Below are 20,945 nucleotides of genomic sequence, written 5' to 3'. Positions count from 1 at the left end.
ATTTGGAAACAGATTACAACAAGATTTTGGAAATTCCAGCTAAGGCCATTTTGAACAAAAGGCTCACTAAGGCTTTTTTTCTCCAAAATTTCGATCTTTCTGCTGCTGAAAAAAAATTTCTCAACCAGGAAGTGGAAAACCTGACCTGGCTGGCCAGTTTACGACCTAATACTGTTAATATTCCTGCCCAGCAAATCGAAACTCAGACCTTCGAGGAAATCCAAATTATCGTCTGCCAATTGCGGGTTGATGTAAAAGAAAAGTCTCAAAAGGCAGTAGAATTAGTTCAAAAATATCTGCCATATCCTGTTTTGCTGATAGTAGAAGATGAACATGAGTTCCTTTTTAATTCTGCTGATAAGTACATTAATCAGAACGATATCCAGAAGAGAACTATTAAAAGTTATTTTAGCACGCCTGCCATTAATCAACTTTACAAAAATGATATTGTGGCAGAGCTTTTTAAAGCATTAAAGTTTTCAGAGTTAGACAAAAGCAACCTTCAAACGACGTACAACAGTTATGTCGAAGCGTTGATAAGATATAAAGCTGCACAGCATACGGGAAGGTTTGAAAGGAAACATCATTCTCGCACCAGCCGGGACATGGAGTATCTTTTGGAAATTGAAGAATTGGAAAAGACGATAAATGTCCTGGTAAACAGGATCCAAAAAGAATCCATGATCAATAGAAAAGTAGAACTAAATGTTAAGCTGCAACAGCACAGACAACAAATAGAAGAATTAAAACAAAATTTAAGTGCATAATGAGCATTGAAAAAATAGAAACAGGAGATACCCTTACGATGAGTAAGGATTTGGTAAAGGATAATATTGAAAAGCTAAAATTTCTATTCCCAGAAATAGTAACAGAAGGGAAAATCGACTTTAAGGTTTTACAGGAGGTTTTAGGAGAAGAAATTGAAGAGGGCGAAGAATATTACCGACTTACCTGGGCAGGTAAATCTAAGGCTCGTAGAGAAGCACATAAACCGAGTACAGGTACTTTAAGACCGGCCAAAGAAGAAAGTGTTGATTGGGATAAAACCCAAAATCTGTATATCGAAGGTGATAACCTGGAAGTTTTGAAATTGATGCAAAAAACGTATTGCGGAAAAATTGATTTGATTTATATCGATCCTCCTTATAACACGGGCAATGATTTTGTTTACAAAGATGATTATAAGGATAATCTGAAAAATTATCAGAAGATTACGGGCCAGAAGGATAATCAAGGAAATAATTTGACCACTAATAGTGAGAGTGACGGACGTTTCCATTCCAACTGGTTAAACATGATGTATCCCAGGTTAATTTTGGCTAAAAATCTTTTAGATAGAGGAGGAATTATATTGATGAGCATAGATGATAATGAATTCGAGAATCTAAAGAAGTTAGCAACAGAGATTTTTGGTTCTGAAAATTTCGTAGGAAATTTCGTATGGAGAGGTGGTAGAAGAAATGCTGCAAAATTAATTTCAACATCTCATGAATATATGATATGTTTTTGTAAGGATTTAAGCTACATACACGAAAATAATATTAATTGGAAAGAACAAAAGAAAGGGTTGGATTCAATCTATATCAAGGCCAAAGAGATTGTTAAAGAGAATTCTGGAGATTTCGATTTAGCGTCCAAGAAGCTTCAGGGTTGGTTTAAAACTCTTAAAGAGGATGATCCAGCCAAGGATTCTGAACATTATAAATGGATTGATAAGAAGGGCGTCTATTTTGCATCAGATATATCTCGTGGTGGTGGAGGTGGACCAAAGTGGGAAATTAAGAATCCATACACTGGAGAAGATGTTAAAATACCGCAACGAGGTTGGGCATATTCATCACTTGAATCGCTTAAAGAAGATATAGATAAGGATCTTGTCCATTTTAATGGAAATGCTGTACCCTGCAAGAAAAGATATTTACATGAAAATGAAGACCAACTTGTAGAAACGGTTTTTTATAAAGACAGGCGAGGAAGTTCCAAAAGATTAAAAAAATTGTTTGGTGATAAAATTTTTGATTTTCCAAAAGACGAGAACATAATTAAAGAGAAGATAAACTCATTTACAAAGCCTAATGCATTAGTCTTGGATTTTTTTGCAGGGTCTTCAACAACAGCACATGCAGTAATGTTATCAAACTTGGAAGATTCGGGAAAGAGAAAGTTTATTCAAGTTCAACTTCCCGAACAAACAGATCCTACATCTTCTGCCTTCGAAGCTGGATATTCTACTTTAACAGAAATAGGGAAAGAACGAATTCGGCGAGCCGCAAAAAAAATACAACAAGAAAACCCGGAGAAAGCAAAAAATCTGGATTTCGGATTCAAAGTCTTCAAATTAGATAGTACCAATATTCAGCCTTGGGATGGTAATCCTGCAAATCTGGAAGAAAGTCTTTTCTCTGCGCAGGAAAACATTAAAACAGATCGCACAGATGAAGATGTATTATATGAAATTCTGCTTAAATACGGATTGGATCTAACTCTCCCCATAGAAGAAAAAGAAATAGCAGGGCAACGTGTTTTCAATGTGGGAATGGGAGCTTTATTTATTTGCCTTTCAGATAAGATCACTACTAAAGTCGCTGACGGTATTGGAGAATGGAAAGAAAAACTGCAACCGGCTACCTGCCGGGTAATCTTCAAAGATTCTGGTTTCAATGATGTTGAAAAGACCAATTGCAACCAGATTCTTAAAGCATACGGTATTGAAGAAGTAAAAAGTATTTAATGGCTATGAAGATTAAGTTTGACAGCAGTTTAGATTATCAACAAGACGCCATTAATTCCATTGTAGATATTTTCCAGGGACAGGAAATTTGTGATTCTAATTTCAGTGTCTATTCCCCGGAGTATATTGAGAAGCAACATAATATTACCTATCAGGATATAGGTTATGGCAATCGCCTAACCTTGACAGATGGCCAGCTTCTGGAAAATGTGCAGCAAATACAATTGGCGAATGGTTTACAACCCAGTTCCAGGAAAGATATAGATCGAAAGCACCTGGATTTTACCATTGAGATGGAAACAGGTACCGGGAAGACCTATGTGTATTTGCGTACTATCATGAATCTATACGAGAAATATGGTTTTTCCAAGCATATCATAGTAGTCCCTTCTATTCCCATAAAAGAAGGAGTGTATAAATCGTTACAAATAACCAGGGAACATTTCAGGCAGCATTACGACAACATCAATTATAACTTCTTTGTCTATGACAGTAGCAAATTAAACCAGGTAAGAGACTTCGCTACCAATGATGGACTCGAAATCATGGTTATCAATATTGATGCTTTCAGAAAAAGTTTTCAGAATCCGGAGGATGAGAGCAAAAAAGCTAACATCATTCATCGGTATAATGACAGCTTAGGGTATAAACCACTTGATCTAATCAAGAATACCAATCCGGTGGTTTTTATTGATGAACCACAGACCACGATGAGTACTCCTCTGGCTAAAAAGGCTGTAAAGAACCTCAATCCTCTAACAATCATTCGGTATTCCGCTACCCATAAGGAAAAAATCAATTTGATGTATAAGCTGGATGCGGTAGATGCCTACGATAAAAAACTGGTAAAGCAGATAGAAGTAGGTTCGGTAGTTTCTGAAGGTTTATATAGCAAAGCTTATTTGAAACTTGTGGATATTAAGGTCTCAAAAGGTTATCCGGTGGCAAGTATGGAGCTGGATGTAATTGAGCGGGGAAAAATTAAACGGAAAGTAAAAAATAATATCTCACAGAATACCGACTTAGAAGAGCTTACCGGCAGGACAGAATATGAAGGTTTTATCGTCAATGATATCCATGCTGTAAAAGGAGAAGAATATGTGGATTTTACCAGCAGGGATGAAATTTTAAGGCTGGGGGATACCCTTGGAAAGTCTGATGATACACAACTAAAAACAGCCTTAATTAGCAAAACCATTGAAGAACACCTGGACAAGGAATTAATCCTGAATCCTATTGGTATTAAGGTGCTTAGTTTGTTCTTTATTGATACTGTAAGCAAATACCGCCAATATGATGCAGAAGGAATTGAGCAGCCGGGGATCTATGCTGAAATATTTGAAAGGGAATATCATAAACTAATTCAGAAACCGAAATACAACAGCCTGTTTGGCGAGATTGAAAACTATGAAGTAGAAGCTTCAAAGGTTCATAACGGTTATTTTTCCATTGATAAAAAGGGAAAGAAAAGCAACAAGTCAGACAAATTTGAATATTTTAAAGACACCTCAGGTTCTACTAAGGCAGACGAAGATACCTACAACACTATTATGCGGGATAAAGAAACCCTTCTTTCCTTTTATGATGGTAAGGATCCAAAGAAAAAACTGAAATTCATTTTTAGTCACTCTGCTTTAAAAGAAGGATGGGATAACCCGAATGTATTTCAGATATGTACTCTAAAGGACATAGGTAATTCCGAAATACGCAGAAGACAGGAGATAGGCCGGGGATTGAGACTCTGTGTAAATCAGGATGGAGAGAGAGTTTACGGTCATCAGGTAAACACTTTAACCGTAATGGCCACAGAATCCTATTCAGAATTTGCAGAGAATCTTCAAAAAGAAATTGAAAACGAAACCGGTATTAAATTCGGTGTTGTGGAGGAACATAGTTTTGCCAATGTAGTTTTGAGTATTGAGGATGAAAAACCTATCTACCTGGGTGATAAAAAATCAAAAGAATTATATGCTCACCTGGAAGAACAAGGATATTTAGATCATAGAGGTAAGGTTCAGGATTTATTGAGAGCACATATCAAAGATGAAACTGTTCAGTTACCCGAAGAATTCACTAAGAACAAGCATGTTGCCAGCCAGATCATCAGCTTCCTTAAAAATGCTGCGGGTAGGCTTGAAATTAAAGATAATGCTGATAAGAAACGGGTAAAGGTTAACAAGCAGGTGCTAAACAGCCCGGAATTTCAGGCACTTTGGGAAAAAGTGAAATATAAAACTACTTTTTCAGTAAACTTTGATTCAGAGGAACTTATCAGAAAGTGTATTGAAGCCATTAATTCTAACTTAAAAATTAATAGAGGGAAAATTCACTATACAAAAACCTCCATTGACATGACTATTGGAGGAGTCCAGGCGGGTGAAGATGCAAATACCAGTTCATACAGCCTTACCAGTCCGGTCGAAAGTTTACCAGACATTGTAAGTTACTTACAGAACGAAACAAATCTTACAAGGAAAACCATAGTAAAAATCCTTACCGGAATCAATAAGCTTCAATATTTCAAGGTGAATCCTCAAAAGTTTATAGAAGCCGCTATCGATATACTCAACAACCAGATGAGGCTGCATATCATTGATGGAATTCAGTATAAGAAGATTGATGACGGTGAATTTTACAGTCAGGAATTATTCGAAAATGAAGAGTTATTCGGGTATTTGAAAGACAACCTGAAAGAAAGCCATAAGTCTCCGTATGAATACGTGGTTTACGATTCTAAGGTAGAATCAACACTCGCAGCGAAATTTGAGGAGAGTGATAATATCCCTGTCTATGCTAAACTTCCAAACTGGTTTAAAATTGACACTCCACTGGGCACATATAATCCGGATTGGGCAATTCTCTACAAAGATGAACATGAGGAGCGATTGTTTTTTGTTGTGGAAACAAAAGGATCCTCTTCCCTATGGGATCTAAGGCCGAAAGAAGCAGGAAAAATCGATTGTGGAAAGAAACATTTCGAAAGTCTGGGTAGTAGGATGCTTGTGGCTAAAGATATGGAGGATATCCAGAACGAGGTTTTGATGAAAATATAGACTTATGCGAAAACAGTTTCCGGAAATTGAAGAGTTTTTTAAAAAGCATGTCTTTTCAGAGGATGAGCTGAGTCATTTGAAGGAGGCTGTTGAACAGAAGTATAAGGATAACCAGGTAAAGAAAGCAGCTTTTTCTTTGATTGCATTGCACTTAATTAAGTTTCAGATGAAATTAAGTGGAAATGATACTTTTCCTCTTCAAAAAAGGAAAATTCCCGGTATTAATTCATGTGAACAGACAGACTCTCCAAAACTTCGGGGGGTGCACAGGAATTGGCAGAAGGTAAAAGAGGAAAGTGTTCCCGAAATTGCTGAAAGATTCGGAATACCCCTTCCTGTATTCTTAGATGGTCTTGAAAAATTAGGTTTTGAGCAAGGTTTAGAGACAATATTTGAATTCAAGGAATTTAAAAAAGTTTACGCTTTTATTAAAGAAGCTTCCAGAAAGCAACAACTACAAAATCGAAAGCTGAAAAAAGAAAGAAAATCTGCACAGACCCCTAAGGATGGAATGCCAAAAAAATATAGAAGGGCAGGTACAGGGACTATTCCAGAAAAGAAGATAGGAATAAAGACGCACAAAAACAGCAGGAGCCTAAGCTTTGGAGTTTTTGACAAAATACGTGGAGCGGGAGGATTAGGGAAGGTTATTTATACGAGAATGTAATCTATTGTAATTATGAGTCAAATTATAGAAGAGCAAGAATTAAAAGATAGGGCAAAGACTATTGTAGACAGGATAAGGTCTGTCGATAACAAAATGTTCCTTGCCAAACCAATCATGCCTAAAGAGCCAAAGGAACCTAAGAAGCCCTATATATCCCGATTGACCAAACCAAAGTTTTTTAATCTTCCTGAATTCCTTATAACAGTATTTTTTATTTCAATTTTTCTATATTTTCCATTAGCATGGATAATCCCTGAAAGTTTTTTCATCGCTACCTTGTTAATTGCTTCGGCTATTTCACTCATAAGTCTGGGTTATCAATATAGCAATGCTCTTGAAAGGTATAATGAATCTAAAAAGCAAAATGAAACTCGGCAAAGAGAGTATAATAACACCTTCAAAAAATATAGGAGTGATTACTTAGAATACCAAAGATTACTTGATAACTACAATGAGAAAGTAGATCAATATAATCAAGAATTGGAAAATCATAAATATTCGAGAATTGCTTTAGAATCCTATAAGAAAGAATTAATCAAATTAATTCAGATTAAACCTGGAGACCCCGACAAAATAAAATATACTAAGGCCATTTTAGGGTTGAAGTATGAAGATTATTTGCCTATACAATCCATTTCAACTCACTCAACTGCGACGTCAACTTATTATGAAGCACCTAAAGCTAAAGATGATTACATCAACAAGGCCATAAAATATTTAGCAGGGTTAAATTTTGGGAAGAAAACGGGTATTCTAAATGCTTTGGAAGAAGTTCAAAAAATTCAAAATTCTAATTACTCCACTGCTGAAAAAAGTCAACGAATAAAAAGAACCCTATGGACCAATCAATCACCTAATTCTAAACTTTTAATCGGAGGTTTATTGGGAGCTGTTTTTGGCTTGACCGTCTTTGGTACCGGTGGAATTGGTATAGCAGCTCTCGGTGGAGCAATGGGTATTTGGGGATGGTTTGCAACAGCCGCCGGAGGTGTTTTTATTTCCTCCCTAATTCAAAATTTTGAAAAATCTAAATAAAAACTGATCAATTTTCACTTATGGAAATAGATGCTCATGTGAGAAGTATTGCGAAACTTGAGGATTACTTCTTTATAGTTCCCGATTATCAAAGAGAATATGTCTGGAAGCCTGATGATCAGGTGGAACAATTTATTATTGATATTGAAAATGAGTTCGACCCCAATGCTCCAGAACAGAACAGCTATTTCTTAGGTTCAATCATTATTGTAAAGAATAAAGGGAAGTATGATGTTATAGATGGCCAGCAGAGATTGACAACCATTATTCTTGCCCTGTGCGCTTTAAGAGACATTATGAAAGATCTGGATCTGGACGATATTCAGCAAGAATATTATACCAAGATCAAGAAATTGATATCAGATTTTAATCTCAAATCAAAGAAGCGGCAGTATAGACTGGAACTCCAATATGAAGAGAGTAAAGACTTTCTAAACAAGCTGGTCAATTCCGAACCTTTTGAAGAAGATAAAACTGCTTCAATTGAGAAAATGGAAAGTGCTTATGAAAAGCTTTTTGCCCATTTCGAAAAGTATAAAGAGGTCAGTACAGAAGGACTCGTTGATTATGCAGCTTATTTTCTAATGAATATTGAATTGGTAATAATCGAATCGGAAAATCTTAGTAGTGCATTAAAGATATTTGAAACAATTAATCAACGAGGGGCAGGTTTAAATGCCATGGATTTGGTAAAGAATCTTCTATTCGGTCAGGCGAACGAATCCGATTTCGAGAAAATCAAATCCACCTGGAAGGATATCACCAACAATCTTGAAGCTTGTGGGGAAGGACAAAGTCCGCTACGATTCCTTCGATACTTTCTTATGTCAAGGTATCACGACAAAATTATTAGAGAAGATACTATTTATAAATGGATAATTTCTCCAGAAGGTAAAGCCGCTACTAATTATGAAAAGGAACCATTAAAGTTTGCTAAAGAACTGAATAGAATTTCTAAAAGGTATTCAGACTTGGTAACAGCCACAGAATATATGAAGGACAATGGCAATTATCCATTTGTAACGAATATCGGATTTATAAATAAATATAGGTCCAGGCAACATTTGATCCTGCTTTTAGCCCTGGATACAAAATTTGGAAGAACTGAAATAGAATATCTGGCGAAACAAATTGAAAGCTTCTTCTTTTATAGTAATACAATTGGAATTCCAGCCAAAAACAATGAGAGGTTATTTTCTCAATGGTCTGTAAAATTAAGAACTGTAAATGACCTGGATGAACTAAAGCAGGTTATCGAAGAAACCATGATACCTTATTTAAAAGAGAAGCTTTCGGAGTTCAAATCGGTGTTCATGAACCTGCGGCACCATGCTTATAATCCGTTATATCGTCAAAGATACTTCTTTAGGAGGTTAGAAAATACAGTGCGATCAAAGGCCCAACTTCCGCTACAGGGCTATGAGGATGTAAGCGGGATGCAAATAGAGCATATTCTTCCTCAAACACCAGATAATGGGCATTTGCCGGATGAATTCGAAGATAAAGATGATTACCACAACTTTGTTTATAAGCTCGGAAATGTTACCCTTTTGGAATCACAGATTAATCAGGCTGTAAATAAATTCAACAAACTTACTTCCAACTGGTTTGATTTGAAACAGAAGGAATATCGAAATTCAAATCTGGCTTTAACGGATCTTCTTGATGATGAATTTGAAATAGGGTTGAACACTGCTCTTAATAGATTCAAAAACAGCTCTGGTTACATCTTTAGCACCTGGGATAAAGAGGCGATTCTAAAGCGGCAAAAAATTTTAATGGACTTAGCTATTGATACGTGGACTATTAACGATAGAAGATTGGATCAATAAATAAAGTTTAAACGCAGAATTACAGTATGGATTTTAAACTGCATAAGATTAATGGAACTAACTTAAGTCTTGATTATAGGGCTTTAAGCGAATCGATTAAAGAAAAATTAGCACCAACCTGTAAAAAGGCTGAAGCCGTTATTTTAAATAATTTTCCGGTTGCCGTTTCTTCCCAATCTACTATTGATTTTATCGTCTTACTTAATATCCCAAAACTCCACAATAGTTATTACAGAATTGAGAAGGAAAACGAGAGGACTTATGTAAAGAACCAAATCATTGCAGTATCGCTATTAAGAGATTTTGAAAATGTTACGATAGAAAAAGATTTATCCGGAATAAAAATTAATGGAGAAAATTTTGACTTTGAGGATAAGGCCAATGATCTTAAGTGGTCTTTGACAAATTATTTATCAAATTCATGTGGATTACAGAGGAATAAAATTACTGTCCATCCATTATTTTGGCTAAAATCAAAGAATACCAGTTTGACTTCAACACATTTGGTGGTTAATGAGGAACTGCTTTATGATGCAATAGAAGATGTGATTTCAAAAAATTATTATTTCAAGTATCCTGGTTATGCCGATTGGAATGTCAGTGGTTTAGACTTTGATCAAACCTTAAGGCTAATATTTGAACAGGCTTCAAAAGACAGTGAAACGGGTTATATCACTAAGAAAAAAGTCGAACGGTTTCAAGGTCATTTTGATCCGGCATCACAAAAAGCTTTTGATAATATTGGCAAACAATTAGTGGAAGTTAGAGGCAAAGCCGGGACCGGGAAATCCTCAGACCTTCTTAAGTGGATGATTAAATCAAGTTTAAATGGGAAGTCAGGCGTTTTTATAACCTATAATCACTTATTAGTTTTTGATGTTGCCAAGCAATTGCAAAGTTTCCATAATGTATTATCTGAAGAGGACCGTAAAGAAAAGAAATCTACTACCACTCATACCTTGCATTCTTTCTTTTATAACATTGCAAAGAAGTTGGGGGTGTTAATGCTTTTGTCAGAGGAGAGGATAAATGAGCTAATCAATAAATTAGATAAGAGATGGGTATATATTGAAGATTTTTTTGATAATTATAGAATCAAGGAAAATGGCTTGAGCCTTGCGAAATTGAAAATGTATATTCAAACTGATAAAAAAATGGATGAAGGCACAAAGAGGGAGGCCATTGATTTTATCCGGTATTTAGATAAAAAAGACACGTATTTGGGTAGTAAGGCTTCTGTAAAGTCTTCGTTTGTAGCTTTCAGGGAGGATAAAATTTACAAACTCGGGAAATTAGAAAGTTCTAATGTTTTTCTTAAAGATTATACTAAAGTATTAGAGCGGATTCGACAGGCGACAGTGGATTTAGAAAAGTTTATTTCCGACTTAAACGTACAAGATAAATATGAACTTTTAACTCAGGTAATGAACCTGGATCCAGCCTTATTAGAAAAAAATGGAAGTGGTAAGATGGATTTAGAAGCTTTAAAGAGACGTTACAAGAATAGCCTTAATAGTTTCGCACATAAAAGGACTGTGTATATAGATGAAGCCCAAGATTGTCACGGGTATGAGCGGGATATCATTTACAATCTTTTCGGGAGCAAAAATGTAGTAATTGCTAATGGAGGAAAAGAGCAGTTAATAAGGTACTCTGAATTGTGTAACTGGAAAATTTCCATGAATAAGAAAATTGAAAGTCATCCATATATTAAAAAGAGACAATCCTTTAGAATGAAGCCCGCTGTAGCTGCCCTTGCCAATCATATTGCCAGCTATTATGATATTGATTTAAAGATAGAGCCGCTTGAAACTGAAGATCATGGATCTATTATAATAGACTACGACGCAAATTTAACTGAACAAGTTGGTGTAATAAAAAACTTATACCAAATAGGAAAACGCCAGGGCTGTACCGCCTATGATTCTCTGATTTTACTTACTACACCAGAAAAAAACCATTTTCCTGATAGAGACTCCTCTTCGTGGATAGAAAGCAAAGATGAAAGTTCAGTTGTGATAAATGAGTTTGATAACATTGTAAAAGCTAAAGACAGTTTTCGTGCAGAATGGGATTTAGCTAAGAAAGCAGATGAAGAGATAGATGATTTCAGGGTTTGGAATACTACAGGTAACGTAGATAAGAAAGAGCTGGGGGTTCCTGGGTCTCTTTCAGTACGAGCTATATACTATCAATCTTGCCGGGGAATTGAAGCCTGGTCTATTTTGTGTAATAACCTGGATGAATTTTTTGATCAAAAATTCAATGAAGATGAAGCAGAAAATTATCTTTTAAATGATTTATTTGATCAATTAAATCCGGATTCAAGGAAAAACAAATATGCAGCTACTTGGGTCTTAATGGCAATAACTCGGGCTATGGAAAATTGCTACATTAATCTTTCAAATAGCTCATCACCATTCAGTAAATGTCTTAAAGAATTTGAAAAGAAATACCCACATTTTGTTACACCCTGTAGGACTGTTGCTTAATGAAAATGGTGTGTTCAAAGTTGTATCCCCCTCCTAAGAGGTTGTTTGTGAAAGGAAATTGAGAAATCTTATTTTTTTAGTTTCTCTTTAATCTTATATTTATAAAGCCCTTGTAACAAAAAACTAAAGGTCAAATGAAAAAAGCTCAAGCACTGAATTTTATCAATAGTAGATCAGGGGTTGAAAAACTAAAAAACAGGAATACCACCTTTGCCAATATAAGTATTAGCGGTTCTAAAGCCGCATGGTGGATGAATATAAAGCTCGATAACTTTAAAAAAGACTGGAATATTCTATTAGTGGGGGAAGACCAATTATTTTGGCTACAAATTCCTGCAATGACTTTTAAAAATCCCGAAAAATATTTTAGGATCTGGGAGGAAAAAAATGCTGTTAATCTGGTCGTTTCATGTGACCGTCAGGACCGGTATTTCCAAGATATTTCATCAGGAGCCATCGGAGTTGACTTTAAACCCTTTATAAGGGAAAAGTTTTCCATTCCTGAGGAGCTAAACTCTTTACCTGAACATTCTCTCAAAAAGTCTAAACAAAAACCTGAAGTCATCTCCTTTACTTCAGTTCCAAGTTTAAGGCCGGAGGTACGTAAACAGCGGATCATTGTACAGGACCAAACGAATATTTCCTACGATAGACTATTCGCCAAACATTTAAGAGGAGCAGATAATATAGAACTACAGGATCCATGGATAAGATTGCCTTATCAATTTCAGAACCTGTTGGAATTTTGTGTGATGCTGGGGAATAATAAAGAACCGGGAGGGACAATAAACCTAAAAGTGATTTCTTGGAACACCAGAGAATTCCAGGAACAAAGTAAGGCATGTTTTGAGGAAATAGCTGCCAGTGTAAAGGAGATGAGAATCAACCTTACATTCGCTCTTGAAAAACATCACGACCGATATATTAAAGCGGATAATGGGTGCAAAGTTATTCTTGGCCGTGGACTTGACATATATGAAAAAAGAGAAGGCCGTTTCTCTATAGGAGATGTAGATCAAAGGTGGCGAAAATGTAAGCCTTGTGAGATTACATATTTACGGGAGTAGATTATCCCTAACACTCTTTTCAGATAATTCTCCTAAAGATATCTTCTAAATCCAAATTATAAATCCCTTCTTCCGTTAACTTATCATTGCTCTTTCCATTTGTCATATCCCAAATTTTAGCATTTACACTTATAGAACTAAGGTATGTAACCTTGTCATAGGCTACAGAGACTGCCTTTTCACTAATATCCGGGATTAGAAGGACCTTATGACCTCTTAAGCAAGCCGATTTAGCCTCTGTCAGTCCATTTAGGCCTCCAAATGCAACCCAGGTAAACAGGGGCAGGAGAATTGCTCCTACAACAGCCGTTTTCTCACTTTCCACCAGGATCACGAGATCTGTTCCTTTTCTAATTGACTTAAGGAGATGAGCCCCAAATAAGCAAGAATAATAGCCATCCTCATTCTTGTATGGAGCAGCAAATCGGTTTGTTCTTTTCCCGTTTTCTTGATAATAACAAATCTTATTTTTCTGTACCTGGAGATCTTCATTGATTAGCCAGAAAATAGTGCCGCCATTCTTTGTTGATCCCAGAACGTAATCTTCCTTAACACGATCTACATCTTCTTTAGAATAGGTTTTTCTTAGATACTGCAGCAGATTGTTTTCCGGTGCCATTTCATAATATTTCCAGATCAGCGATTCAGGTATAAATCGCTGATCTGGATTATTGCTTGTAGAGCTAAAATCTTTGGAAAATTTTGGAGTAAGAGGGATCACCAGGTCCTTGTCCCAGGAGTTAGTAATTTCATTCCATTGATACTCTTCTCCTTTTTCATCCTGATACAAAGCGGGTGGGGTAGTGGCTTTTCCGCAGGAATGACAGTAACCGTAGATCAGGGGAAAACCAGTATAATTAACAAATTTCCCGTTTGTGTTTAGCTTTCCACAACAGGGGGTAAGGATCTTATAATTCCTCCTATTATCAAATTTTAATATTCTTTCAATTTTGGTAAGCATAGGGTACATTGTTGTGCAACGTGCAATCTGCAAACTCCTTTTGAATCAGTTTTATATATCTGAATATTAGACTAATGCAGGTGAAATTGAGTTATAATGCAAGTTGCAAGTTGCAGGTTGCATTATATTTTCATTCTGGCTATTTTCCGGGAGACTGTAGATTTATTGACTCCCAGGACTGCAGCAATTTGTTCTTGGGTAGCATTGTTTCTTCTACCCAGCTTTACAACTTCATTCGGATCTATATCAGGTAAATTTCCTTCGAGTTTCTCAACTATGATCTGGAAATTAGTAAAGTAAAAATCCATAATCATTATTGCATCCTCTACGGTTTCCAGTCCAATTTTTAGGTGAAGTTCTGGAGAGGCAGATTCTTTCATCAAATGTGTAAGAATGACGATTTTGTGTATGTTTATCAGGACTTTAGCCAGATACCCCTTCTCTATTTCTTCTGATTTTTCTTGTTGATGAAGTATGTTTTGCGTGTAATTAAATAACCTGTCCTCTGCGTCTGGGGTGCAGGTTAATACCAGAGGTTCCTTGTTGTCTGACTCCTCCACCGGCTTGCGGTATTCCATCATTCTTAAAAGATTATCAGAGTATTTTTTTAGACAATCCTGACTGATATTAAATTTTGAAAGCTTTGTATTATGCGTCAGGTTTGGTGCAAATAACAGGCGATCTGTAAAACCGCTCTCCAAATTTCCTCCAGAAAAAATTTTAGGAATGAATTCTTGCTGGATTGAACCTAAAAGTACTGGGTATGATTTTGACAAACGGAAACTTAAAGTTGTTTTTCGCGAAATATCCACCAGCTTATTCGTATTTCCTTGCAAAAGAAGTATACGCCAGGCCGGCCCATCTTTACTTGCAGGGTTGCCCATCTTTTCAATTAGGTAGTATAGCTCATCCATGAAAATTCCTAAAGAAAAAGGGTTTTCATGATGCTTAAAATAAGCTGCTTCTACTGTGGCATCTTGGATGAATAATTGCTTCCTTACGACATTTTCCTCAGATCCTTCCTCTGCGGTCTTTTCTATAAAATTACGATACTGAACGTCATCGTAAAGCTTTAAAGGTTCAGTGGCTAAATCCATAGCAGGAGATTTTACGTCTCCCCTGCTACCTATAATAGCCGCATAGATATTACCATAGTTAGAATATCCCATGGCATCCAGCCGGATTGCTAAACCTGCCGTATTACTAAAAGCAAAAAGTATGGACGTTAGTAGGTATTCCTTGGGTATTCTCTTATGCTCAAAAGCTTCATTAATTAGTCTACCGATGTAAGGAGGCAGTTTATTCACAATTTGATGAAGCTGTCTAACAGCCTTATCTTCCAAGCTGGAGCTATGTTCTAATATTGCCTCCTCAATATCCTTTAGATTATCTACTTCCATGGCGGCAAAAACTTAAGGTGAACGATTTCTTGTAGGGTGGTGTCAAAATAAGCCGGAGCACCGTCAGCTCGTGCATCCATGTTTTTAATCAAGATATATCTTTGGCTGATACGATCGGCTAACTTTTGAAAATCCCCCTTAGTTACTGGTTTATTTTCTTCCTTAATAAATATCGATTTTCCAACTTCAGTAACAACATTTGCTATAGTTGCGTTTCCAATTCCTGCCATAGAGATACCTTCTTTATGAGGTTTTTCTGCAGGTGCTTTTAATCCTGCAACAGGTTTCGCTGGAGACATTCTGTTTTTACGTTTATGGGAGTTGACTCTGCAGCTGTTGCTGCAGAATCTTTGCTTATATCTCCTTTTGGGTACATATGTTTTGGCGCAGTAATCGCACGTATATAGGTATTTATCCATGATTATAAATTAAAGTAACGTTAGGTTAACGGTTTTTGGATAGGTCATCAAAGGATCGATATACAACCTCTTTGGTTACAATATCAAATTTGGCAGTTATTCCATTACGTCCTTTGGGTAAATTTGTAACAGTGATATATCTATTCTTGTTTCTGTTGATCAAAAAATTAGCTTTATATTTTAGATGCTTTCTTCCAGTTTTAGTAGTTATAGTATGAGCGGTTACTACCCTTACAAGCCGATCCATGGCCTGTTCTATTTCTAACAATTTACCAGTCTCTTCACAGGTTACGCGAAAGCAATGGGTTTGAAAGTCGTGTATAGTCCAAAATGGTTCTGAACAGCAAACACATGTTTTTTTATATTCTTTCATGATAAAATTTTTAGTAGGTGTTGATTAAAATCTTCTGTTTTGGTGTAAGTATTCGGCTGCTTTTGATTTAGCCGTAGTTGATGAAGTGATTGCCACTTGATTTTCGCCTTTCCTTAGCCACTCTATAAGAGCAGCACGAGAAAAGAGCAGCTTTTTTCCCTGTTTAAAGAAGGGAATTTCATTACGGTGGGTTTTGCCGTAAATAGTAGCCGGACTTAAATCCAGAAGCTTTGCAGCCTGTTTAGCATTAAGGATGTCCTCCTGGTTATTTTCTTCAGCTTCTTTCTTAGAGAGCTGGTAAAGTTCTGTAGCGAGCTTTTTAAGATCCTCGCCTGTGATCAAATTAAGGTCTTTCATAAAAAGTTATTAAGGATTAAATCTGGGAACAAATCTATGGGAGACGCAAGGAGGTGCCGGGCTGTATTTATCTTACATATATTTCGGATGATTTATGATAAGATGATGATTTGAAGTGAATTAGAGTATTAATAATTTCCTATCCCACCTCAGAATCACAAAGAATTAAACAAAAAAAAGCAACAGGAATTATCTGTTGCTCTTTATTTCTAATTTGATATTTTGGTTTTATTTGATTTCGGCCCTTTTTTTCTGGAGTATTCTAAGTGTTTCAGGTAACTCTAATTCAGAAATTTTTTCAATTAAATCTTCAATAAAGATTTTGTTATCAATGCCCTCTGCTTTTTTCATATCTATTCCCTCTGTCAATTTTTGATATGTGTAGACTTTTCCAGCTGTTTTAGAAAGGATCTTTTTATCCATTGAACTACTGGTTAAATGCATCAAACGTGCAAATTCAGTAAAAGAATATCCTTTTTCAAGTGAAACCGGATAATTGAATAATAAGTTTAGAAGATATAGTTTTTCATCATTGTCCAGGATAGGGGAATTATGATCTTCTAACGGATGTTTTGTTTTTTTCCTGGTCTCGATATCTATTAGTTGATCTACCACTTTATCTTTTCCGTACACCATGGTTTTAACCTTAAAATAATGTTCTAAACCAGAATAACCACCAGGAATTTCCCTAAGAGTAAAAAAAGACAATTCATCTGCTTTGTAGAGCACTTCGGTGTAGCCGCGGTTTAGACCATAGTGGTAATATGAATTTTCCAATCCTGTCCCCATGCCTAAGAAAGCTAAAAATTTTCTGTAATCTTTTTTGCTATAGTGTTTCTCGAAAGTTGCTAAAGCCTCATTTGAAAGAATCCTTTGAAGAGCATATTTTTCGTAATAATTGCGTTTAAATGTTATGAGCTTATTAACTTCATCTAATGTGTCACCCCAAGGGTTTTTTCTTTTTGCCTTTCGTGCTTTAAATCCTTTCTCAATCAAAGCATCTATAAATTTAAAAGATCTTCCTTCCTTTTTTGATTGTTTCAACTGCTTTTGCACAAAGGCATTCAGCCTATTTTCTGTTGTGTTAAGAAAATAGGTATATGTACTACGATAATCCATCCAGGTCAAGATTTATTCTATTAGCTGCTTTTACTTTATTTTGATCCATAACCTTGGTATATATCTGTGTTGTGGAGACATTTTTATGGCCTAATAGCTTTGAAACTGTGTAGATATCCGTTCCATTTGCTAATTGTAGTGTGGCATAGCTGTGCCTAAAATTGTGAAAAGTAATTTTCTTGTGAATACCTGCCTCGAGGAGCCATTTTTTTAGAGGTCTGGAAATTTGAGAATATTTGATATCAGTAAAAATTTGTCCCTCCTTCGTCTTTTGCTCACTGAGGATATTTACAGCTGATCTGGAGATAGGGTGATTCTTAATGTTTCCTGTTTTTTGCTCCCTAAACTGAATGTAATAGCCCTGGTGGGAGTCCTCATATACATCTTCCCACTTCAAATTAATTACGTCAGAAAATCGGAGACCAGTTAATGCTGAAAATACGGCCATATGTTTCACTTTCTCCTTATCTATAGGGGTTTTCCAAAGCTTTGATAATTCCTTCTCAGAAAGGTACTCCCGGTGTGTTTCCTGTTCCCGAATATATCTGGCATTTTCAGCCAGGTTTTTACTCAAAAGCTTATCCTTATAGGCTCTCTTCAGGACCATGATAAAATTTTTATAGTACGTGGAGGCTGTATTAATCGCCAACTTTTTTGTGTTAGTTCTAAGATTTTTGGTGGTTAGGAGAAAGTTCCGATAATGATTTACATGCCATTCAGTCAAGCTTTGGGTAGTAAGGTCCTCTCCCATAAAAGCTTTCCAGTAAGTCAGGGAAGACTTCCAGGAATGGTAGTTTCCTTTGCTTCCAGTGTTATAATACTCATCTACTACTTCTTGGAAATACTGGCTGAATTTGATATCCATTACAATGTTGTCTACCAATCCGAATTCTTTGTTCTTCAGTTGCAGAAACCGGGTTGCTCTTATTTCCTCAGCTATTTCAAGTTGTGATTCATTAAACCTTTCTTCCTGGGCATTTTCAGGAAACTCATAGATCTTGAGTTTTAAAAATTCTCTTCGAGAAAGTTTGCCTGTTTTAGGGATAATGACAGGAGGGTAGTAGTCCAGGTAAAGACTAAGCATCCCACCTTTGAGAGGTTTCGATCTTAAGGTAACGTTTGCCATGGGTTAGTTTTGTTGGTTAAAAATATAATCTACTTCAGTTCTCTTAATACGGGTAAGTCTCTGTCCCAGATTTACCGCTTTTAATTGTTCATTGTCTATCAGACGATAAATAGTCTTAACTGAACAGCCGAGTAGAATGGCTGCTTCTTTTACGCTGAGGAATTCTTTCAGTTGTAAATCCTGAACCTTTTCCTTGGGATCAGCTTTTACCTTCTGTGGTTTAGAAGCCCTTTGAATTTTTTCAGCTCGTTTTCTGGCTTTGTAGGCGATCTTGGCACAGGTGTCTCCGCAGAATTTGGTAACAGTAGTTTTTGCAATGAATTCGCTGTTGCAGAGCTGGCACTTTTTCTTGATTCTAATATTAGAGCTCATAGACCTAATTTAGTGTTGATATGGTCTATTAGATATCCCTAAGGGACATTTCGCTTGAGTTTTTAAGGGGCTATAGAAGGATTTAGGAGTCGTAATCTCCCCAAATTTCGGAGATACAATTTTTATATTCATTTTTGGTGGCTTTTGAAGTAAATAAGAGACATTCATAAGCCAAATCTAAATATAAATTTTATTATAAAAGGTACAGATATCAAAAAAAATGTACCTTTTAACAAAAGACAACAAAATAAATTTTGTTTATAAGCCCAGTAATAGTGTGCGATTTGGTTTGTTTTTGTTTTTGTTGGTTTGATTTTCTATTTGCCAATACAAAAATTAGCAAAGATATTCCCCAGCAGGTCGTCGTTGGTGATCTCACCTGTGATCTCCCCGAAGTAATGCAGCGCTTCCCTTATGTCGATGGCCAGCAGGTCGCCCGAAAGGTTGTGGTTGAGGCCTTCCTGGACCTTGTTGATCTCTTCCAGGGCGCTGAGCAGCGCGTTGTAATGCCGGGTGTTGGTAACGATGGTGTTGTTGTTGCGCAACTCGCCGGTATTCACAAATTGCAGCAGTTTTTGCTGCAGGTCTTCGACACCTTCTCCGCTCTTGGCGGAGATAGTAGTGAGTTCTGAGATTTGAGATCTGAGTTTTTCTCTTTGCTTCCCATTCAACTGATCGATCTTGTTAGCCATGATCACCAATGGTTTCTGCGGAAACTGGTTCCTTATCTTTTCAATTTCAATTTTGATCTGCTCTACGGTAGGGGCAGAGGGTTGCTGAGATCCTGAAACAAGTTCAGGATGGCTTTCGGGTTTGTATCCCGTATCAGGTTCAGGACCATAGAGGCATGAGGCGTCAAAGAGGTACAGTACAACCTGCGCCTGACTTATCTTCTCAAACGTCCGTTTGATCCCGATGCTCTCCACCACATCTTTGGTCTCCCTGATCCCTGCGGTATCTATGAACCTGAAGCCCACTCCGCCAATTGAGATCTCATCTTCAATGGTGTCACGGGTAGTACCGGCGATCTCGGAAACAATAGCGCGTTCCTCGTTCAAAAGAGCATTTAACAGCGTACTTTTTCCAACATTGGGCTCGCCCACAATGGCTACCGGGATTCCGTTTTTAAGCACGTTACCCACGGCAAAGGAATCGATGAGCCTTTTCAACACATTTTGAATACGACTGATGAGCTTTTGAAATTCGTCACGGTTGGCGAATTCCACGTCTTCTTCGGCAAAATCAAGCTCCAGTTCGATGAGGGAAGCGAAATTAAGCAGTTCCTCCCGCAGCTTCTGGATCTCGTTTGAGAATCCGCCACGCATTTGTTGCATGGCCATCTGGTGGCTCGCCTGGTTTTCAGAAGAGATAAGATCGGCCACGGCTTCTGCCTGACTCAGATCCATCTTTCCGTTAAGGAAGGCACGCAGGGTGAATTCCCCGGCTTCCGCGGCACGGCAACCCCGGCGTATCATCAGCTGAATTATCTCTTGCTGTATGTACGGGCTCCCGTGACAGGAGATCTCAATAGTGTTCTCTCCCGTATAAGATTTTGGTCCGTGGAAAACCGAAACCAGTACTTCATCAATAATGCGCTCGCCGTCAACAATATTTCCCAGATGCAGTGTGTGCGAAGGTTGCTCTAAAAGGTCTTTTTTGCTCTTCGCTTTAAAGACCGGTGCCACCAGTTTTATCGCATCGGGTCCCGAAACTCTTATTATAGCAATAGCTCCCGCACCTGAAGGTGTTGCAAGGGCTACGATGTTATCGTTTAATTTCATGTGGCAAAAGTAATAAATTAGATGTTAGACGTGAGACATGAGACGGGAGACGGGAGACTCGACAACCGACAACCGGGAACAGGCAACCGGGAACAGGCAACCGGGAACAGGCAACCGGGAACAGGCAACCGGGAACAGGCAACCGGGAACAGGCAACCGG

At 37.1% G+C, this 20,945-nt stretch carries 17 protein-coding genes; 8 read left to right on the top strand and 9 right to left on the bottom strand.

Annotated elements, in window-relative coordinates; translation table 11 throughout:
• Positions 1 to 2: 2 nt before the first annotated feature.
• From OU683_RS10485 to OU683_RS10450, 8 genes are all read left to right on the top strand, one after another.
• On the top strand, positions 3 to 767 hold the full coding sequence (locus OU683_RS10485) for a DUF4391 domain-containing protein (protein ID WP_268137984.1): 765 nt from the start codon (positions 3 to 5) through the stop codon (positions 765 to 767).
• Positions 767 to 2,731, top strand: coding sequence for a site-specific DNA-methyltransferase (locus tag OU683_RS10480; RefSeq protein WP_268137981.1), 1,965 nt, complete (start codon positions 767 to 769; stop codon positions 2,729 to 2,731). Before OU683_RS10485 ends, OU683_RS10480 begins: the two co-directional genes overlap by 1 nt.
• A 5-nt stretch (positions 2,732 to 2,736) precedes the next feature.
• The gene (locus tag OU683_RS10475; RefSeq protein WP_268137978.1) at positions 2,737 to 5,784 is read left to right on the top strand and encodes a type III restriction-modification system endonuclease; all 3,048 of its coding nucleotides are present in this window, start codon (positions 2,737 to 2,739) and stop codon (positions 5,782 to 5,784) included.
• A gap of 76 nt (positions 5,785 to 5,860) precedes the next feature.
• A complete protein-coding gene (locus OU683_RS10470) occupies positions 5,861 to 6,451 on the top strand; it encodes a hypothetical protein (RefSeq protein WP_268137975.1) in 591 nt (196 codons plus the stop codon).
• A 12-nt stretch (positions 6,452 to 6,463) separates the two neighbouring features.
• Positions 6,464 to 7,486: a hypothetical protein gene (locus OU683_RS10465; RefSeq protein ID WP_268137973.1), complete on the top strand. Its 1,023-nt coding sequence runs from the start codon at positions 6,464 to 6,466 to the stop codon at positions 7,484 to 7,486.
• 20 nt (positions 7,487 to 7,506) lie between these two features.
• Complete coding sequence (locus OU683_RS10460) at positions 7,507 to 9,318, top strand: DUF262 domain-containing protein (RefSeq protein ID WP_268137972.1); 1,812 nt, start codon at positions 7,507 to 7,509, stop codon at positions 9,316 to 9,318.
• Between the two features lie 26 nt (positions 9,319 to 9,344).
• Entirely contained in the window at positions 9,345 to 11,810 is a 2,466-nt protein-coding gene (locus OU683_RS10455) for a hypothetical protein (protein WP_268137970.1), read from the top strand.
• Between the two features lie 134 nt (positions 11,811 to 11,944).
• Positions 11,945 to 12,877 (top strand): MIT C-terminal domain-containing protein, encoded by a 933-nt coding sequence (locus tag OU683_RS10450; RefSeq protein WP_268137968.1) that lies wholly within the window; start codon positions 11,945 to 11,947, stop codon positions 12,875 to 12,877.
• Between the two features lie 19 nt (positions 12,878 to 12,896).
• Here OU683_RS10450 and OU683_RS10445 read toward each other — a convergent pair whose 3' ends face one another.
• The 9 genes from OU683_RS10445 to mnmE form a co-directional block, all read right to left on the bottom strand.
• Positions 12,897 to 13,838 carry a DUF6371 domain-containing protein gene (locus OU683_RS10445; protein WP_268137966.1) on the bottom strand — a complete coding sequence of 314 codons (942 nt, stop codon included), beginning with the start codon at positions 13,836 to 13,838 and terminating at the stop codon, positions 12,897 to 12,899.
• 122 nt (positions 13,839 to 13,960) lie between these two features.
• Entirely contained in the window at positions 13,961 to 15,238 is a 1,278-nt protein-coding gene (locus tag OU683_RS10440) for a DUF3987 domain-containing protein (RefSeq protein WP_268137964.1), read from the bottom strand.
• A complete protein-coding gene (locus OU683_RS10435) occupies positions 15,229 to 15,537 on the bottom strand; it encodes a hypothetical protein (protein ID WP_268137962.1) in 309 nt (102 codons plus the stop codon). The genes OU683_RS10440 and OU683_RS10435 overlap by 10 nt, the downstream gene beginning before the upstream one ends.
• A gap of 145 nt (positions 15,538 to 15,682) precedes the next feature.
• Positions 15,683 to 16,030: a hypothetical protein gene (locus tag OU683_RS10430; protein ID WP_268137960.1), complete on the bottom strand. Its 348-nt coding sequence runs from the start codon at positions 16,028 to 16,030 to the stop codon at positions 15,683 to 15,685.
• A gap of 24 nt (positions 16,031 to 16,054) precedes the next feature.
• Positions 16,055 to 16,387, bottom strand: a complete 333-nt coding sequence (locus OU683_RS10425; RefSeq protein ID WP_268137958.1) for a helix-turn-helix domain-containing protein — start codon at positions 16,385 to 16,387, stop codon at positions 16,055 to 16,057.
• 228 nt (positions 16,388 to 16,615) lie between these two features.
• Positions 16,616 to 17,506, bottom strand: coding sequence for a hypothetical protein (locus OU683_RS10420; protein ID WP_268137956.1), 891 nt, complete (start codon positions 17,504 to 17,506; stop codon positions 16,616 to 16,618).
• Complete coding sequence (locus OU683_RS10415) at positions 17,493 to 18,632, bottom strand: tyrosine-type recombinase/integrase (RefSeq protein WP_268137954.1); 1,140 nt, start codon at positions 18,630 to 18,632, stop codon at positions 17,493 to 17,495. The genes OU683_RS10420 and OU683_RS10415 overlap by 14 nt, the downstream gene beginning before the upstream one ends.
• A gap of 3 nt (positions 18,633 to 18,635) precedes the next feature.
• The gene (locus OU683_RS10410) at positions 18,636 to 19,004 is read right to left on the bottom strand and encodes a helix-turn-helix transcriptional regulator (RefSeq protein ID WP_268137952.1); all 369 of its coding nucleotides are present in this window, start codon (positions 19,002 to 19,004) and stop codon (positions 18,636 to 18,638) included.
• A 317-nt stretch (positions 19,005 to 19,321) separates the two neighbouring features.
• Positions 19,322 to 20,785, bottom strand: a complete 1,464-nt coding sequence (mnmE, locus tag OU683_RS10405; RefSeq protein ID WP_268137949.1) for a tRNA uridine-5-carboxymethylaminomethyl(34) synthesis GTPase MnmE — start codon at positions 20,783 to 20,785, stop codon at positions 19,322 to 19,324.
• Between the last annotated feature and the right edge of the window lie 160 nt (positions 20,786 to 20,945).

It is taken from the genome of Salinimicrobium sp. TH3 (assembly GCF_026676115.1).
GTDB lineage: Bacteria > Bacteroidota > Bacteroidia > Flavobacteriales > Flavobacteriaceae > Salinimicrobium.
The sequence above is the reverse complement of the archived record's forward strand: the minus strand, read 5'-3'. Positions and strand labels throughout refer to the sequence as shown.

Coding starts and splice junctions, on each gene's coding strand:
- OU683_RS10430 (WP_268137960.1), bottom strand. CDS start 16,030: ATGAAAGAATATAAAAAAACATGTGTTTGCTGTTCAGAACCATTTTGG.
- OU683_RS10480 (WP_268137981.1), top strand. CDS start 767: ATGAGCATTGAAAAAATAGAAACAGGAGATACCCTTACGATGAGTAAG.
- OU683_RS10410 (WP_268137952.1), bottom strand. CDS start 19,004: ATGAGCTCTAATATTAGAATCAAGAAAAAGTGCCAGCTCTGCAACAGC.
- OU683_RS10415 (WP_268137954.1), bottom strand. CDS start 18,632: ATGGCAAACGTTACCTTAAGATCGAAACCTCTCAAAGGTGGGATGCTT.
- OU683_RS10435 (WP_268137962.1), bottom strand. CDS start 15,537: ATGTCTCCAGCGAAACCTGTTGCAGGATTAAAAGCACCTGCAGAAAAA.
- OU683_RS10445 (WP_268137966.1), bottom strand. CDS start 13,838: ATGCTTACCAAAATTGAAAGAATATTAAAATTTGATAATAGGAGGAAT.
- OU683_RS10465 (WP_268137973.1), top strand. CDS start 6,464: ATGAGTCAAATTATAGAAGAGCAAGAATTAAAAGATAGGGCAAAGACT.
- OU683_RS10420 (WP_268137956.1), bottom strand. CDS start 17,506: ATGGATTATCGTAGTACATATACCTATTTTCTTAACACAACAGAAAAT.
- OU683_RS10425 (WP_268137958.1), bottom strand. CDS start 16,387: ATGAAAGACCTTAATTTGATCACAGGCGAGGATCTTAAAAAGCTCGCT.
- OU683_RS10455 (WP_268137970.1), top strand. CDS start 9,345: ATGGATTTTAAACTGCATAAGATTAATGGAACTAACTTAAGTCTTGAT.
- mnmE (WP_268137949.1), bottom strand. CDS start 20,785: ATGAAATTAAACGATAACATCGTAGCCCTTGCAACACCTTCAGGTGCG.
- OU683_RS10460 (WP_268137972.1), top strand. CDS start 7,507: ATGGAAATAGATGCTCATGTGAGAAGTATTGCGAAACTTGAGGATTAC.
- OU683_RS10475 (WP_268137978.1), top strand. CDS start 2,737: ATGAAGATTAAGTTTGACAGCAGTTTAGATTATCAACAAGACGCCATT.
- OU683_RS10440 (WP_268137964.1), bottom strand. CDS start 15,238: ATGGAAGTAGATAATCTAAAGGATATTGAGGAGGCAATATTAGAACAT.
- OU683_RS10450 (WP_268137968.1), top strand. CDS start 11,945: ATGAAAAAAGCTCAAGCACTGAATTTTATCAATAGTAGATCAGGGGTT.